Origin of the sequence: Nocardioides zeae (assembly GCF_030818655.1) — a bacterium.
GTDB classification, from domain to species: domain Bacteria; phylum Actinomycetota; class Actinomycetes; order Propionibacteriales; family Nocardioidaceae; genus Nocardioides; species Nocardioides zeae_A.
Window position 1 is genome coordinate 1,492,621 of record NZ_JAUTAN010000001.1, and the last position, 15,137, is coordinate 1,507,757.

The 15,137-nt window shown below is 72.9% G+C and carries 14 protein-coding genes; 7 read left to right on the top strand and 7 right to left on the bottom strand.

Annotation, left to right across the window (positions count from 1 at the left end; genetic code table 11):
- The first annotated feature begins 60 nt into the window (after positions 1-60).
- The 6 genes from QE405_RS07120 (at position 61) to QE405_RS07145 (ending at position 6,153) form a co-directional block, all read left to right on the top strand.
- Complete coding sequence (locus QE405_RS07120; protein WP_307199505.1) at positions 61-1,089, top strand: methionine ABC transporter ATP-binding protein; 1,029 nt, start codon at positions 61-63, stop codon at positions 1,087-1,089.
- The gene (locus QE405_RS07125; RefSeq protein WP_307199506.1) at positions 1,089-1,754 is read left to right on the top strand and encodes a methionine ABC transporter permease; all 666 of its coding nucleotides are present in this window, start codon (positions 1,089-1,091) and stop codon (positions 1,752-1,754) included. Before QE405_RS07120 ends, QE405_RS07125 begins: the two co-directional genes overlap by 1 nt.
- 79 nt (positions 1,755-1,833) lie before the next feature.
- Positions 1,834-3,390: a helix-turn-helix domain-containing protein gene (locus QE405_RS07130; RefSeq protein ID WP_307199507.1), complete on the top strand. Its 1,557-nt coding sequence runs from the start codon at positions 1,834-1,836 to the stop codon at positions 3,388-3,390.
- Positions 3,391-3,459: 69 nt separating this feature from the next.
- Complete coding sequence (locus QE405_RS07135; protein WP_307199508.1) at positions 3,460-4,287, top strand: glycerophosphodiester phosphodiesterase family protein; 828 nt, start codon at positions 3,460-3,462, stop codon at positions 4,285-4,287.
- Positions 4,284-5,657 (top strand): MFS transporter, encoded by a 1,374-nt coding sequence (locus QE405_RS07140; RefSeq protein WP_307199509.1) that lies wholly within the window; start codon positions 4,284-4,286, stop codon positions 5,655-5,657. Before QE405_RS07135 ends, QE405_RS07140 begins: the two co-directional genes overlap by 4 nt.
- A gap of 127 nt (positions 5,658-5,784) precedes the next feature.
- A complete protein-coding gene (locus QE405_RS07145; RefSeq protein ID WP_163771969.1) occupies positions 5,785-6,153 on the top strand; it encodes an RNA polymerase-binding protein RbpA in 369 nt (122 codons plus the stop codon).
- 21 nt (positions 6,154-6,174) lie between these two features.
- On the opposite strand, the gene QE405_RS07150 is transcribed toward QE405_RS07145, so the two are convergent.
- The 7 genes from QE405_RS07150 to QE405_RS07180 form a co-directional block, all read right to left on the bottom strand.
- Positions 6,175-6,729 carry an FxsA family protein gene (locus tag QE405_RS07150; protein ID WP_307199510.1) on the bottom strand — a complete coding sequence of 185 codons (555 nt, stop codon included), beginning with the start codon at positions 6,727-6,729 and terminating at the stop codon, positions 6,175-6,177.
- The gene (locus QE405_RS07155; protein WP_307199511.1) at positions 6,726-7,367 is read right to left on the bottom strand and encodes a polyprenol monophosphomannose synthase; all 642 of its coding nucleotides are present in this window, start codon (positions 7,365-7,367) and stop codon (positions 6,726-6,728) included. Before QE405_RS07155 ends, QE405_RS07150 begins: the two co-directional genes overlap by 4 nt.
- Before the next feature lie 117 nt (positions 7,368-7,484).
- Positions 7,485-9,143 carry an apolipoprotein N-acyltransferase gene (gene lnt / locus QE405_RS07160; RefSeq protein WP_307199512.1) on the bottom strand — a complete coding sequence of 553 codons (1,659 nt, stop codon included), beginning with the start codon at positions 9,141-9,143 and terminating at the stop codon, positions 7,485-7,487.
- 473 nt (positions 9,144-9,616) lie between these two features.
- Complete coding sequence (locus tag QE405_RS07165) at positions 9,617-10,045, bottom strand: hotdog domain-containing protein (protein WP_307199513.1); 429 nt, start codon at positions 10,043-10,045, stop codon at positions 9,617-9,619.
- Positions 10,042-10,866, bottom strand: coding sequence for an OAM dimerization domain-containing protein (locus tag QE405_RS07170; RefSeq protein WP_307199514.1), 825 nt, complete (start codon positions 10,864-10,866; stop codon positions 10,042-10,044). The genes QE405_RS07165 and QE405_RS07170 overlap by 4 nt, the downstream gene beginning before the upstream one ends.
- Positions 10,863-12,440, bottom strand: a complete 1,578-nt coding sequence (locus QE405_RS07175) for a lysine 5,6-aminomutase subunit alpha (RefSeq protein ID WP_307199515.1) — start codon at positions 12,438-12,440, stop codon at positions 10,863-10,865. The genes QE405_RS07170 and QE405_RS07175 overlap by 4 nt, the downstream gene beginning before the upstream one ends.
- Positions 12,437-13,558: an L-erythro-3,5-diaminohexanoate dehydrogenase gene (locus QE405_RS07180; protein ID WP_307199516.1), complete on the bottom strand. Its 1,122-nt coding sequence runs from the start codon at positions 13,556-13,558 to the stop codon at positions 12,437-12,439. Before QE405_RS07180 ends, QE405_RS07175 begins: the two co-directional genes overlap by 4 nt.
- Positions 13,559-13,724: 166 nt before the next feature.
- On the opposite strand from QE405_RS07180, the gene QE405_RS07185 reads away from it, so the two are divergent.
- A complete protein-coding gene (locus QE405_RS07185; RefSeq protein ID WP_307199517.1) occupies positions 13,725-15,122 on the top strand; it encodes a KamA family radical SAM protein in 1,398 nt (465 codons plus the stop codon).
- Positions 15,123-15,137 lie beyond the last annotated feature (15 nt).

The window sequence follows — 15,137 nt, forward strand, 5'->3', positions numbered from 1 at the left end:
GGGCAGGACCACGGTCCTGTCCCACCCTTGGTGTGCAGACCGAGACAAGGAGGAGGATCGATGGCGCTCGTGGAGCTCCGTGGGGTCCGGAAGGTGTTCCCGCCCAGCAAGCGCGGCGGTGAGCCGGTGGTCGCGATCGACGGCGTCGACCTCGACATCGAGAAGGGCGAGATCTTCGGCATCGTCGGCTACTCCGGCGCCGGCAAGTCGACGCTCGTGCGCCTCGTGAACGCCCTCGAGGTGGCCACCGAGGGCACCATCGTGGTCGGCGGCACCACGATCACCGGCCTGCCCGAGAAGCAGCTGCGCAAGGCGCGGCTCGACATCGGGATGATCTTCCAGCAGTTCAACCTGTTCTCGTCGCGCACCGTCTACCACAACGTGGCCTACCCGCTGCAGGTCGCCGGCGTGCCCAAGGCCGAGCGGCACGCGCGGATCGCGGAGCTGCTGTCCTTCGTGGGCCTCGTCGACAAGGCCGGGCACTACCCAGACCAGCTGTCGGGCGGCCAGAAGCAGCGCGTCGGCATCGCGCGTGCCCTCGCGACGTCGCCGAGCCTCCTGCTCGCCGACGAGTCGACGAGCGCGCTCGACCCGGAGACGACCCAGGAGGTGCTGGCGCTCCTCCGCCGGGTCAACGAGGAGCTCGGCATCACGATCGTCCTCATCACCCACGAGATGGAGGTGATCCGCACGATCGCCCACCGCGTCGCGGTCATGGAGGCCGGCCGGATCATCGAGCAGGGCCCGGTCTACGACGTCTTCTCGTCGCCCCGCCACGCGGCCACCCGCCGCTTCGTCTCCACGCTCGTCGACGGCACGCCCGACGAGCGCACGCTCGCGGCGCTCCGCGAGCGCCACGCGGGACGGTTCGTGACCGTGGCGCTCCGCGAGTCCGGCGGCGGGCAGTCCGCGGTCTTCTCCGAGTTCGTACGCCGCGGGATCGCCTTCGAGCTGGTCTACGGCGGCATCGAGGAGATCCAGGGCCGCACGTTCGGCAACCTGACCCTGTCGCTCGAGGGCGACCCGGCGGAGGTGGACGCGGCGCTCGCCGCCGTCGCCGCCCACGCCGACGTGCAGGAGGTGCACTGATGGGTGACACCCGGCTCTTCGAGCTCGGGCCGGACCTCTGGGAGGCCTTCGGCCAGACCCTCGGCACGGTCGCCATCGCGCTGTTCTTCGGCGTGCTGCTCGGCACGCTGATCGGCCTGGCGCTCTACACGACGCGCGCGGGCGGGCTCTACGCCAACCGTCCCGTCTTCGTCGTGCTCAACTTCCTCGTCAACTTCTTCCGCCCGATCCCGTTCGTGATCTTCATCGGTGCGGCCCAGCCCCTCGCCCGGGTGGTCGTCGGCACGGGGTTCGGCATCGAGGCGGCGATCTTCGCGCTCGCCCTCGCGGCCGGGTTCTTCATCAGCCGCGTGGTCGAGCAGAACCTGTTCTCCGTCGACCCCGGCGTCGTCGAGGCGGCGCGGGCGATGGGGGCGAGCCGGGCGCGCGTCGTGTTCACCGTGCTGCTGCCGGAGGGCCTCGGGTCGCTGATCCTCGGCTACACCTTCGCGTTCGTGGCCATCGTGGACGCCTCCGCCATCGCCGGCGTGGTGGGCGGCGGCGGCCTGGGCAGCTTCGCCCTCCGCTACGGCTTCCGGCAGTTCGACCCGGTCGTGACCTGGGCGACGGTCCTCATCATCGTCGTGATCGTGCAGCTCGGCCAGCTCATCGGCAACGTCCTGGCGCGCAAGGTGCTGCGGCGCTGACGGGAGGGTCGTCGGGGCCGGGGACACGCCGTACCGACAGGGAATTGCCTTATCTCATATCTGAGATACCTTGGTGGGCATGACTGTCACCCCGACGACCGAGCTCGCCGACGCGGCGGACTACAAGCGTCGTATCGGCAAGCTCATCCGCGACGCCCGCATCCACCGCGGGCTCACCCAGGCGCAGCTCGCCGACCTCCTCGCCACCTCGCAGAGCGCGATCAACCGCATCGAGCGCGGCCACCAGAACCTCTCGCTCGAGATGGTGGCGCGCATCGGCGCCGCGCTCGACTCCGAGATCGTCGCGATCGGCTCCGGCCCCACCCACCTGCGGGTGACCGGGCCGACGACGCTCTCGGGCAGCATCGACGTGAAGACCTCGAAGAACGCCGGCGTCGCGCTGCTCTGCGCCAGCCTCCTCAACCGGGGCCGCACGACGCTGCGGAAGGTCGCGCGCATCGAGGAGGTCAACCGCCTGCTCGAGGTGCTCGAGAGCCTGGGTGTGCGCACGCGCTGGCTCAACGCCGACAACGACCTCGAGATCGTGCCGCCGGAGCAGCTCGACCTCTCGAACATCGACGCCGCGGCGGCACGCCGCACCCGGTCGATCATCATGTTCCTCGGCCCGCTGCTGCACCGGCTCGAGGAGTTCGAGCTGCCCTACGCCGGCGGCTGCAACCTCGGCGAGCGCACCGTCGAGCCGCACATGACGGCGCTGCACCACTTCGGGCTCGAGGTGAAGGCGACCGACGGGGCCTACCACGCGGCGGTCGGCCGGGGCATCGGTCCGGCGAAGCCGATCGTGCTCACCGAGCGCGGCGACACGGTCACGGAGAACGCCCTGATGGCGGCGGCCCTGCACCCGGGCACGACGGTCATCCGCAACGCGTCGTCCAACTACATGGTCCAGGACCTGTGCTTCTACCTGCAGAAGCTGGGCGTGGACGTCGAGGGCATCGGGACGACGACGCTGACGGTCACGGGTCGCGAGCGCATCGACGTCGACGTCGACTACGCACCGAGCGAGGACCCGATCGAGGCGATGTCGCTGCTCGCGGCCGCCATCGTCACGGAGTCGGAGATCACCATCCGTCGCGTGCCCATCGAGTTCCTCGAGGTCGAGCTGGCCACGCTCGAGGGCATGGGCCTGCGCTACGACCGCTCCGAGGAGTACGTCGCGCTCAACGGCCACACGCGGCTGGTGGACCTCACGACCCACCCCTCGGAGCTGCAGGCCCCCCGCGACAAGGTCCACCCCATGCCGTTCCCGGGCCTCAACATCGACAACCTGCCCTTCTTCGCGGTCATCGGTGCGGTGGCGAACGGCCAGACGATGCTGCACGACTGGGTCTACGAGAACCGCGCCATCTACCTGACGGAGCTCACCAAGCTCGGCGGCAACGTGAAGCTGCTCGACCCGCACCGCGTGCTGGTCGAGGGCCCGACGCACTTCTCGGGCGCCGAGCTGATCTGCCCGCCGGCGCTGCGTCCGGCGGTCGTGATCCTGCTGGCGATGCTCGCGTCGAAGGGCACGTCGGTGCTGCGCTCGACGTACGTCATCCACCGTGGCTACGAGGACCTGGCCGAGCGGCTCAACCAGCTCGGCGCCACCATCGAGACGTTCCGCGACATCTGATCCCCCGACGACCGGGCGAAGACCGCCGGTGTGCCCCACCGCGCGGTCCGCCCGGTCTAGGGTGACGCCGTGAGCCCCTCAGCGTCGCGGCCGGCCACGGGGTACGCCTATCTCGACGGACCCCACGGCGAGCACCGCGCCCGTCCCCTCGCGTTCGCCCACCGAGGCGGCGCCGAGCACCCCGACCTGCGCGGTCTCGAGAACACGCTGCGCGCCTTCGAGCACGCGGTCGAGCTCGGCTACGGCTACCTCGAGACCGACGTGCAGGTGACGGCGGACGGCGAGCTCGTGGCGTTCCACGACACGATGCTCGACCGCGTCACCGGCACGACGGGGTCGATCGGCGAGCTCACCGCCGCCGAGGTGGCCGCCCTGCACGTCGGGGCCGGCGGGCGCGTGCCGCTGCTCGCCGAGCTCGTCGAGCGCTTCCCCACGGTGCGCTTCAACATCGACCTCAAGTGCGACCGCTCCCCCGCGGCCCTCGCCGCGTTCGTCGCCGAGCACGACCTCTGGGACCGCGTGCTCGTCGGCTCCTTCGCCCGCCGGCGCATCGCGGAGTTCCGCCGTCGCACGCAGCGGCGGGTGCCGACGGCCGCCCACCGCGGCGAGATCCTGGCCTATCTCGCCCTGCCCGCCCGGCTCGCCCGCTGGGCCACGCCGGGCCGTCCGGCCGCGCTGCAGGTGCCGGTACGCCGCGTGCTCCCCGTCGTCACGCCCCGTCTCCTCCGTCGCGCCCATGCCGCCGGGCTCCACGTGCACGTGTGGACCGTCGACGAGCCCGCGGAGATGCGACGGCTGCTCGACCTGGGGGTCGACGGCCTCATGACCGACCGCACCGACCTGCTGCGTGCCGTGCTCGAGGAGCGTGGCGCGTGGCCCGGCGAGGAGGACCGATGACCACCACCGAGGCACCTGCGGTGAGCAGCCCCTACGCGGGTCGCCGCTGGCCCGTCGCCGCCTGGGGCCTGTGGGACTGGGGGTCGGCGGCCTTCAACGCCGTGATCACGACCTTCGTCTTCACCGTGTACCTCACGGCGGAGGACGACGCGGGCGAGCCGCTCTTCGGCTCCGGCGTCGACACCAAGCTGGGGTGGGCGCTCGCCGCGGCGGGCCTGCTCATCGCCCTGCTGGCCCCGCTGACCGGCCAGCGCGCCGACCGCTCGGGCCGCCGCACGTTCTGGCTCGCGGTCCACACCGGCGTCGTCGTGGTCGCGTCCGCCCTCATGTTCCTCGTGACGCCCGAGCCCAGCATGTTGTGGCTCGGCCTCCTCCTGCTCGCCGCGGGCAACGTCTTCTTCGAGCTCGCCTCGGTCAACTACAACGCGATGCTCAACGAGATCTCGACCCCGGCGACCGTCGGGCGCATCTCAGGCCTGGGCTGGGGCCTGGGCTACCTCGGCGGCATCGTGCTGCTGCTGTTCGTCTACTTCGGGTTCATCAACCCCGAGGTCGGGCTGTTCGGCGTCACCGGCGAGGACGGCCTCGACGTCCGGGTGACCATGCTGGCCTGCGCCATCTGGACCGCTGTCTTCTCCCTCCCCGTGATCCTGACGATCCGCGACGCCCCCCGGGGCGCCTCCGAGCGGGTCGCCGGCCCCCGGACGGGGATCGTCGCGTCGTACCGGCACCTCTTCGCGACGGTCGCCGACCTGTGGCGCTCCGACCGCAACACCGTCTACTTCCTCGGTGCCTCCGCCGTCTTCCGCGACGGCCTCGCGGGCGTGTTCACGTTCGGCGCCGTGCTGGCGGCCGGCAGCTTCGGGTTCTCCGCCGGCGGCGTCATCATCTTCGGCGTCGCCGCGAACGTCGTCGCGGGCATCGCCACGATCCTGTTCGGGCTGCTGGATGACCGCATCGGTCCCAAGCGGGTCATCGTGGGGTCGCTGTCCGCGATGTGCGTCGCCGGGCTCGTGCTGTTCGTGCTGCACGACGGGGGGAGCACCGTCTTCTGGATCTTCGGCCTCGTGCTCTGCATCTTCGTCGGCCCCGCCCAGTCGGCCTCGCGGTCGCTCCTCGCCCGCCTCATCCCCGAGGGCCGCGAGGGCCAGGTCTTCGGCCTCTACGCCACCACGGGCCGCGCCGCCAGCTTCCTCGCCCCCACCGCGTGGGCCCTGGCGCTCACCATCGCCGCCGGGGTCACGGGGCGGTCCGCGGACGACGTGCAGTACGCCGGGATCCTCGGGATCCTGGTCGTGCTTCTCGCCGGGCTGCTCCTGCTGCTGCCGGTCCGGGCACCCGAGCCGGGGCAGCCGCGCCCGACGGCCTGAGACGGTCCCGGCCGGCGGGGCGCCGGTCCGCGGCGAGTTTCGGGAATCGTCGCGCGGCCAGTACCGTTGACAACTTGGCGCAGCAATGCGTCACCCCGAACGAGGACCGGAGAGGTGGAGGTGCCGCATGGCTGAGCGCACGCTGCGAGGGGCACGACTGGGGGGTCAGAGCTTCGAGGACGAGCGCGGCATCGAGTTCGCCGCCCGCCAGCAGGTCGGGTACCGCTGCAAGCAGGGCCACGAGTTCGAGATCACGATGTCGGTCGAGGCGGACATCCCCGCGGTGTGGGAGTGCCCGCGCTGCGGGTCCGAGGGCCTGAGCACCGCCGGCATCCTGCCGGAGGAGAAGGCCGAGAAGCCGGCCCGCACGCACTGGGACATGCTGCTGGAGCGCCGCTCCGAGACCGAGCTCGAGGAGATCCTCACCGAGCGTCTCGAGCTGCTGCGCGGCGGCGAGATCGGCCCGGCGCACCTGCACCGCACCCGCAAGGGCTGAGCCCCCGGCGGGCGTCGCGGATCAGTCCTCGACGACCTCGCCCTGCACGACGTCCCCACGACCGTCCGGCCTCCGGCCGGGCCCGGTGGTGGGCCACGAGCCCGTCGGTACGCCGTACCGACGGGCTCGTCGCATCAGCAGGGCCCGCACGGGCGTGCGTACGAGACGCCGTCCGAGCACGAGCAGCAGCCCGACGAGCCCGTTGACGAGTCCCGGCAGGATCAGCAGCACGGCACCGACGAAGACGAGGACGCCGTCGAGCAGCTCGTCCGCGGGCGGGCGGCCCTCGCGCGTCGCGGCCATCGCCGCCTGCCAGGAGCGACGCCCCGCGCGGGCGAGCATGACGAAGCCGAGCACGGTCGAGCCGAGCACGAGGAGCACGGCGAGGGGCACCCCGACGAGGTCGGCCACCAGCAGGAACGCACCGACCTCGACGACGACGCCGACCAGCAGCGGGAGCGTGAGCCTCAGGGCCCGCAGGCGCGCCCGTCGCACGGTGCCGGGCGGCAGGTCCTGCCCCGCCGCCGGACCGGGTCCGTGGGCGGGGTCGGGCCCGGCCCCCAGGGGGTGGCTCACGACGCGCGGCGACGGTCGCGGAAGCGGCGCAGCTGGCTGCGACGCTCGCGCAGGCCCCAGCGGGTGATGCGGGACAGCGACTCGGAAGCCACGGAGCCCGTCATCTTGGAGTCGCCGCGCTCGCGCTCGACGAACTCGATGGGCACCTCGACGACCCGCAGGCCGTTCTTCACGGTGCGCCAGGTCAGGTCGGTCTGGAACACGTAGCCCGTCGACTCCACCGAGGCGAGGTCGATCTTCTCGAGCGTCGTGCGCCGGAAGAGGCGGTAGCCGGCCGTCGCGTCGCGCACCTTCATCCCCAGCAGCAGCCGGACGTAGAGGTTGCCGCCGCGCGACAGCAGCATCCGCGACCGCGGCCAGTTGACGACGGAGCCGCCCGGCACCCAGCGGGAGCCGATGACGAGGTCCGCGCTCTCCAGCGCCCCGAGCAGGCGGCCCAGCTGCTCCGGCTGGTGGGAGCCGTCGGCGTCCATCTCACCGATCACGTCGTAGCCGCGCTCGAGCGCCACGGCGAAGCCGTGCAGGTACGCCGCGCCGAGGCCCTCCTTGGCCGTGCGGTGCACCACGGTGACGGCGGGGTCGGCCGCGGCCAGCTCGTCGGCCAGGCGTCCGGTGCCGTCCGGGGAGCCGTCGTCCACGACGAGGACGTCGAGGTCGGGGCTGCGCGGCGCGCAACCGACCGACGATCCGCTCGATGTTGAGCGCCTCGTTGTAGGTGGGGACGACGATGACTCCTCGCCCGAGACCGCCGTTGGTCATCCGACTCTCTCCCTCGTGGTCGTCGCGGGACCCGCCCCCGCGGCGTCGTGCGCGTCGGCCCGCTCGTCCGGGGCCTCGCCGGCGGGGTCCTGTCCGCCGGAAGGCGTCATGCTACGTCGCCGGATCCGGCCCCGGAGCAGCCCACCCAGGGCGGCGAGGACCGTGGTGGCACCGAGCACGAGCGCGATCCCCGCGCCGTACCGCATCGCCGGCGTGACCGCGTCGTTGAGCACGACCTCGCCGGCGACGACACCCTGGGTGCGCCGGTCGATGGTGCCGGCGACCGAGCCGTCGGGGCGGATGATCCCGCTGACGCCGTTGATGGCGGCCACGACGAGGTACTTGCCCGACTCCAGCGCCCGCATCCGCGTCATCTCGAACTGCTGGTCCACCTGGTGGGTGCGGATGAACATCGCGTTGCTCGTCTGCACGATGAGCATCTCGGCGCCCGCACCGACCTGCGCGCGGAACCCGTCGTCGTAGGCGACGTCGAAGCAGATCGCGTTGCCCACCTCCACTCCGGCGACGTCGAGCGGTGTGGTGCGCTGGCCGGAGAGCATGTCGCGGGGGATGAGGTCGAAGTCCTCGACCACCGAGGTGAACCAGGCGTTGCGGAACGGGATGTACTCGCCGAAGGGCACGGGGTGGCGTTTGGCGTAGCGGTCCCCCGGACCGGTCGTCGGGTCCCACACGATGCCCTGGTTGAGGACCTGCTCGTCGTCGACCGCGTCGACCATGCCGCCCACGACCACCGGCACGCCCACCGCGGACACCGCGGCGTCGATCTCGGTGCGGGTGCGGCCGTCGAGGAAGGGGTCGACGGCCGTGGAGTTCTCGGGCCAGACGACGAACCGCGGCTCCGGCTCCTCCCCGGCGTCGACGGCGGCACCGAGCTCGATGGTCGTGTCGACGTGGTTCTGCGTCACCTCGCGGTGCACCGGCACCACGTCGTCCCCGGCGCCCGGCACGTCGCCCTGCACGGCGGCGACCTCGACGACCTCCCCGTCCTGCGGCACCTCGTAGGGGCGCACCGCGGCGAGCAGCACGACGGCGCCGACGGCGAGGTACGGCGCGACCAGTCCCCCGACGACCCGTCGGTCCCGCAGGGCGGCGGTCCGGCCGGTACGGCGCAGCTCCGCCACCCGCACGACCACCCAGGCCGTCAGGGTGCCGAGCAGGGCCACGACGAACCCGACGCCGGCGGTGCCGACGTAGGGCAGGAGCGGCGCGAAGCCCGTGTCCATGACGCCGAACGCCAGCCGGCCCCACGGGAAGCCACCGAAGGGCCACCCGGCCCGCAGCTCCTCGTAGGAGACCCAGGCGGCGGCCACCCAGACCGGCCAGCCGGGCAGGCGCTGCACCAGGGCCACGACGGGACCGAGGAGGAGGAAGTACGCCGTCTCGATGAGCGACAGCGCGATCCAGGCGTCGGTCCCGACCGCCCGCATCCACCAGAGCAGGGAGAAGGAGAACACGCCGCCGAAGACCACGCCGAGCGCCGCCGCGGCCGGCAGGCGTACGCCGCGGAGCGCGAGCGTGAGGCCGAGGAGGGCGAGCGGTCCGGCCAGGACCAGGCCGACCGGGGCGAACATGCAGGTCGTCACGGCGCCCGCGACCGCGGCGAGACCCGCGCGACGGCGGAAGGAGACGACCACGAGGAGAACGTAGCCCAGGGGACGCACCGGTGGGCATCGCGACCGGGGCCCATCGCGGGGCTCGCCGGGGGTTCCAGCAGGACGGAGGGGGTCGCCACGGCCTTCGGACCGACGTGGTCCCGACCGGATGCCAGGCTCACGAAGTTGTCTACGGACCGCGGACCCCCTCCGCATCCACCACCACGGTGCAGCTCCCTGGTGACCGTGCGGACCGACCGGGAAGTGGTGCGCGACCCGTCGGCCCACCCGCTCGCGCTCCAGGACCCCACGCGCGTGCTGCTCAGGTGAACGCGGGCCAGCCTCCCGGTGACCGACGGGTGGTGTCAACCTGGGGCTGACCTGCGACGACGAGGTGTCATCGCAGGTCAGCGAGCATGCGCTGGGCTCGCAGTTCAGCGGACGAATTTCCGGGCGATCGGCGTGTCGTGCCACGACACGCCGCACAGATGCGCTAACCCTCCGACCACTGTCGGTCAGGCGGGGTCGGGGCCGGGCACGACGACCGTGCCCCGGGCCGTGGTCGCGACGAGCGGCGGGTCCACGGGCCGGCTCGCCCCCGGCCGCTCGGCCGTCGGCTCGCCGCGCGCGACGACGCTCAGCACGAGGTCGAGATCTCGCGAGCGTCGGCCGACCCGCACGAGCTCGGCGCGCACCTCGACGACGTCGCCGGCCCGCACCGGGGCGTGGAAGCGCACGTCGGCGTAGCCCGCGAAGAGCCCCTCGTCCCCGTCGGTGCGGATGCACATCTCCGTGGCCACGTCGCCGAACAACGCGAGCCCGAACGCACCGTCGACGAGGCCTCCGGCGTAGTGGGCGTGGCCGTGGTCGACGTAGCGCCGGTGGACGACGAGGGTGCCGACCCGGGGGTCCTCCCCCGCGACCGCGTCGACCCGGCCGCTCACGCCGCGCTCCGCACGTGGTGGACCAGGTAGCTCGCCACCTCGGCCGGGGTCGTGCCGCGGGCGAAGATGCGGTCGACACCGAGCTCGTCCGCCATCCGCTCGTCGAAGCGGGGACCGCCGACGACGAGGAGGGGCCGCCGCTCGGGAGCACACGCCTCGCGGAACGCCGCCGACATCTCACGGGTGTTGAGCAGGTGGGCGTCGCGCTGGGTGACCACCTGCGACACGAGCACCGCGTCGGCCTGCTCGGCGAGGGCGACCTCGACGAGGCGTGGCACCGCGACCTGGGCGCCGAGGTTCACCACCTTGATCTCACGGTGGTACTCCAGGCCCTTCTCCCCCGCGAAGCCCTTGATGTTGAGGATGGCGTCGATGCCCACCGTGTGGGCGTCGGTGCCGATGCAGGCGCCGACGACGACGAGGCGACGGCGCAGGCGCTCGCGGATCGCCAGGTCGACCTCCTTCGACCCGAGCAGCGGGTAGTCACGCTCGACGACCTCGACGGCGCCGGTGTCGACGAGGTGGCGGACCTTGCCGTAGACCACGAAGAAGGTGAAGTCGGGCCCCATGGGCTTGGCGTGCACCACCATCGCGGGATCCATGCCCATCTTCCGGGCCAGCTGCTCGGCGGCTCCCTCGGCGACCTTGTCGTGGGGCAGCGGCAGGGTGAAGGAGACCTGCACCATGCCGTCACCCGTGGTGTCGCCGTAGGGACGCACGAGGCGGCCCTCCCGTGCGGGAGCCGCGCCCGGGGCAGGTGCGGCGGGGACGGGGGCGGCGGGGACAGGGGCGGCGGGGACAGGGGCGGACAGCTGCGTCATGCGGGTTCCTCCTCGAGCAGCTCGGTGGCGGGGTTGTGGTAGTCCGCGGCCCGCTCGGCGACGCCGTCGAGCCCCCGGCCGCCGTCGGCCGGTCGCCGCATGAGACCGAACGTGCCGTCGGCGATGGCGTCGAGCAGCCCGTGCTCGTGGTCGCAGATGCGCTCCATGAGGTCGATGGACTCGTCGAGCACCTGGTGCGCGCGCCGCACGATGACGCCGTCGGGCGCCGGGTGGAAGTCCTCGTGCAGCCGGCCGGCGGCCTCCATCACGTACCGGACGTTCTGCAGCGCGAGGTCGCGGTCGGAGAGGAACGGGGTGACGACGGCCTCGGTCATCATGCCGACGAGGAGGATCCCCTGGCCGGTGAGCGCGCCCGCGAGGTTGAAGAACCCGTCGAGCAGGTATCCCCGGAACACGTCGCCCGTCATGTGCCGCGTGGGGGGCATCCACTTGAGCGGCGCGTCGGGGAACAGCTCGCGTGCGAGCAGGGCGTGCGCCAGCTCGAGCCGGAACGAGTCCGGCACCGCCGGGTCGATCTCGAACGCGTGGCCGAGGCCCAGCAGGTCGTCGGAGAGCCCGGCCTCCCGGGCGAAGTACTCGTTGAGCAGCTGGCTCGTCGTCACCGTGTGCGCGGCCTCGATCGCGTCGGCCGTCGTCAGGTAGTTGTCCTCACCGGTGTTGATCACGATGCCGGCCCGGGCGTGGACCTGGCGGCTGAAGCGCTGGTCCACGAAGGTGCGCACCGGGTTGATGTCGCGGAAGAGGATCCCGTACATGGAGTCGTTGAGCATCATGTCGAGCCGCTCGAGGCCCGCCAGCACCGCGATCTCCGGCATGCACAGCCCGCTCGCGTAGTTCGTCAGCCGCACGTAGCGGCCCAGCTCCCGGCTGGTCTCGTCGAGCGCGGCGCGCATGAGCCGGAAGTTCTCCTGCGTCGCGTAGGTGCCCGCGAAGCCCTCCCGCGTGGCGCCCTCGGGGACGTAGTCGAGCAGGCTCTGGCCGGTGCTCCGGATGACGGCGATGACGTCGGCGCCCTCGCGCGCGGCGGCCTGCGCCTGGGGGATGTCCTCGTGGATGTCGCCCGTGGCGACGATGAGGTAGATCCACGGCTGGCGCGGTGCGTCGCCGATGGTCGCCAGCAGGTGGTCGCGCTCGGCCCGGCGGGCGTCGACGCGCGCCAGGCCGCGGCCGACCTGCTGGCGCGCGGCCGCCCGTGCCCGCGCCGCCTCGGGTCCGGTCGGCAGCCGGAAGCGCACGGAGCCCGCCGCCGCCTTCTGCGCCAGCACGCCCACGTCGTCCGCCTCCCCGCGCACGAGGGCGTCCCACACGGGCAGCGCGACCCCGTGCGGGAGCGCGTCGTCGCCGAGGTCGGCCTGCACCGCGTCGAGGAGGAGGTTCGCCCAGGGCGTGCCGTCGGGGTCCGCGCCGGCCAGGCCGGCGAGACGCAGCGTGGCCCGCTCGACCGCCACGGTCGTGTGCGCCCTCGCGAGCTCGACCACCGGTGCGCCGACGCGCGCGGCGAAGGCCCGGGCGCGCCGTACGGTCTCCTCGGGGAGGCCCAGCTTGCCGGTCACCGGTGGCCCCCGCGGGCCTCGACGAGGGCGCGCGCCGCGGGGTGGCGGCGCACGAGGTCGAGGGCGTACGCCGCGTGTCCCGGCACGTAGCCGTTGCCGATGAGCATCGTGACGTCGGCGGCGAGGCCCTCCGCGCCCAGGGCGGCGGCGGTGAAGGACGTCGCCATCGAGAAGAAGACGACGGTGCCGCCGTCGGCGGTGGCGAGCACGGCACCCCCCTCGCATCCCGGGACGTCGACGCAGACGACGGTGACGTCGGCTGGCCCGCCGCCGGACGTCACCGCGTCCCGGAGGGCGAGGGGGTCGCGTGCGTCGGCGACGACGACGGCGTCCGCGAGACCGCTCGCCTCCAGCGCCTGCTGCTCCGCGGCGTGCGGGACGACGCCGATGGTGCGCCCCGCCCCGGACTCGCGGGCGGCGGCCAGGGAAAGCGAGCCGGACTTGCCCGCGCCGCCCACGACCGCCACGACCGGCGGGGCGCCGTGCCGTGCGAGGTGCTGCTCCACCATCCGCCGGGTGAGGGCCGGCGCACCGCAGACGTCGAGCACCGAGAGCGCCAGGGCGGCCGGCAGGTCCGCGGGCAGGCGCGCCACGACCGACCGGCCGAAGAGGATGGCGTGGCCCGCGGTCGGCACCTGCTCGCCGGCGCCGTCCCACCGCTCGAGCCCGTCGGTCAGGGTCAGCGGGGTGAGGCTCAGCGAGACGAGGGTGGCGACGCGGTCGCCGACGGCGAGGCCGAGGGGCGAGTCGGGCCCGACCTCCTCGACCGTGCCGAGCAGCATGCCGCCGGACCCGGTGACCGGGTTCTGCATCTTCCCGCGCTCCCCCACGATGGCGAGCACCGTGGCGCGGAGGGCGGCGACGTCGAGGACGCCCCGGCCGTCCTGCCCGTCGGCGGTGTGCTGCTCGCGCAGCTGGCGGTAGGACGCCGCGTCGAGGTTGAGGCGCTCCACCCGCAGGCGCACCTCGTCGGACCAGAGGTCGGCGCGGGCGTCGAGCCGGTGCGCGGCCTGCGGCAGCACCAGCGGGCGGTCGAGCACGCGGTGGACGCCGACCGGATCGGCGGTCCCGGCGCTCACCTCGCTCTCGACCGGAGCCTGCACGACGGGAACGGTCATTCCTTCTCCTCTGGGCTGCCCTCGACCGAAGGATTTGCGGTCGCGGTGTCGACATGACGCAGAACCTCCACCTACTGTGGCATGGTTCACGCCACGCGGGCAATCGTCCGCGCCGACGCGACGCCGCGAGATCCGCGCTCACGTCGCCCACCACCGAAGGAGTGCCATGAGCGTCGACACCTCGATCACCCTGGCGACCGGGCAGCCGTACCCCTACCGGCGCGCCGCGCTGGTCGAGCCGGACTGGCGACGCTTTCCCGGCTGGCGGGACGTGACCGAGGCGGAGTGGCGCTCCGCGCAGTGGCAGCGGGTGCACTGCGTGAAGAACGTGAAGCAGCTGCGGGAGCTCGTCGGCGACCTGCTCGACGCGTCGTTCTTCACCGACCTCGAGCGCGACCAGGCCGAGCGGGCCACGATGTCGATGCTCCTGCCGCCGCAGATGGTGAACACGATCGCGCCGGACGTGGCGCCCGCCGGTCCGGGCTCGTTGACGGAGGCCTGGCTGCGCGACCCCGTGCGGCACTACATGCTGCCCGTGTTCTCGGACCGCCGGGCCGACTGGCCCTCCCACCCGCAGGCGAGCCGCGACTCCCTCCACGAGCACGACATGTGGGCGACGGAGGGCCTGACGCACCGCTATCCCACGAAGGTGCTGGCGGAGGTCGTGCCGACCTGCCCCCAGTACTGCGGGCACTGCACCCGCATGGACCTGGTCGGCAACTCCACGCCGACGATCACCAAGCTGAAGTTCGCGGCCAAGCCCGCGGACCGGCTCGAGGACATGCTGGACTACCTGCGCCGTACGCCGTCGGTGCGTGACGTCGTCGTCTCCGGCGGCGACGTGGCCAACCTCCCCTGGCCCCGGCTCGAGGCGTTCCTGGCGGCCCTGCTCGAGATCGAGAACGTGCGGGACATCCGGCTCGCGACGAAGGCGCTCGTGGGGATGCCGCAGCACTGGCTGGGCGACGACGTGCGCGCCGGCGTCGAGCGCGTCGCCCGTACGGCGCGGGACCGGGGCGTCGCGCTGGCGATGCACACCCACGCGAACCACGCGGCATCCGTGACGCCCCTCGTCGCCGAGGCCACGCGGGCGATGCTCGACGCGGGCCTGCGGGACGTGCGCAACCAGGGCGTGCTCCTCGACGGCGTCAACGCCGATCCCCACGCGCTGCTCGACCTCTGCTTCCGGCTGCTCGACGGGGCCGGCATCACGCCCTACTACTTCTACATGTGCGACATGATCCCGTTCGCCGAGCACTGGCGGGTCTCCGTCGCGGACGCGCAGCGGCTCCAGTCGGCGATCATGGGCTACCTGCCGGGCTTCGCCACGCCGCGCATCGTCTGCGACGTGCCGTTCGTGGGCAAGCGCTGGGTGCACCAGGTCGCGTCGTACGACGAGGTGCGGGGCATCAGCGGCTGGACGAAGAACTACCGCACGACGCTGGAGCAGGACGACCCCGAGGCGCTGGAGCGGCACTACTCCTACTACGACCCGATCCACACGCTGCCCGTCGAGGGCCAGGAGTGGTGGCGGGCCCAGGTGGCGGCGTCGCTCCCGGTCTGAGACCGCGTCGGGCGT

What these genes read in the sequence shown, in the direction of transcription:
- QE405_RS07120 (WP_307199505.1), top strand. Translation starts at nt 61, where the DNA reads ATGGCGCTCGTGGAGCTCCGTGGGGTCCGGAAGGTGTTCCCGCCCAGC.
- QE405_RS07125 (WP_307199506.1), top strand. Translation starts at nt 1,089, where the DNA reads ATGGGTGACACCCGGCTCTTCGAGCTCGGGCCGGACCTCTGGGAGGCC.
- QE405_RS07130 (WP_307199507.1), top strand. Translation starts at nt 1,834, where the DNA reads ATGACTGTCACCCCGACGACCGAGCTCGCCGACGCGGCGGACTACAAG.
- QE405_RS07140 (WP_307199509.1), top strand. Translation starts at nt 4,284, where the DNA reads ATGACCACCACCGAGGCACCTGCGGTGAGCAGCCCCTACGCGGGTCGC.
- QE405_RS07145 (WP_163771969.1), top strand. Translation starts at nt 5,785, where the DNA reads ATGGCTGAGCGCACGCTGCGAGGGGCACGACTGGGGGGTCAGAGCTTC.
- QE405_RS07170 (WP_307199514.1), bottom strand. Translation starts at nt 10,866, where the DNA reads ATGACGCAGCTGTCCGCCCCTGTCCCCGCCGCCCCTGTCCCCGCCGCC.
- QE405_RS07180 (WP_307199516.1), bottom strand. Translation starts at nt 13,558, where the DNA reads ATGACCGTTCCCGTCGTGCAGGCTCCGGTCGAGAGCGAGGTGAGCGCC.
- QE405_RS07185 (WP_307199517.1), top strand. Translation starts at nt 13,725, where the DNA reads ATGAGCGTCGACACCTCGATCACCCTGGCGACCGGGCAGCCGTACCCC.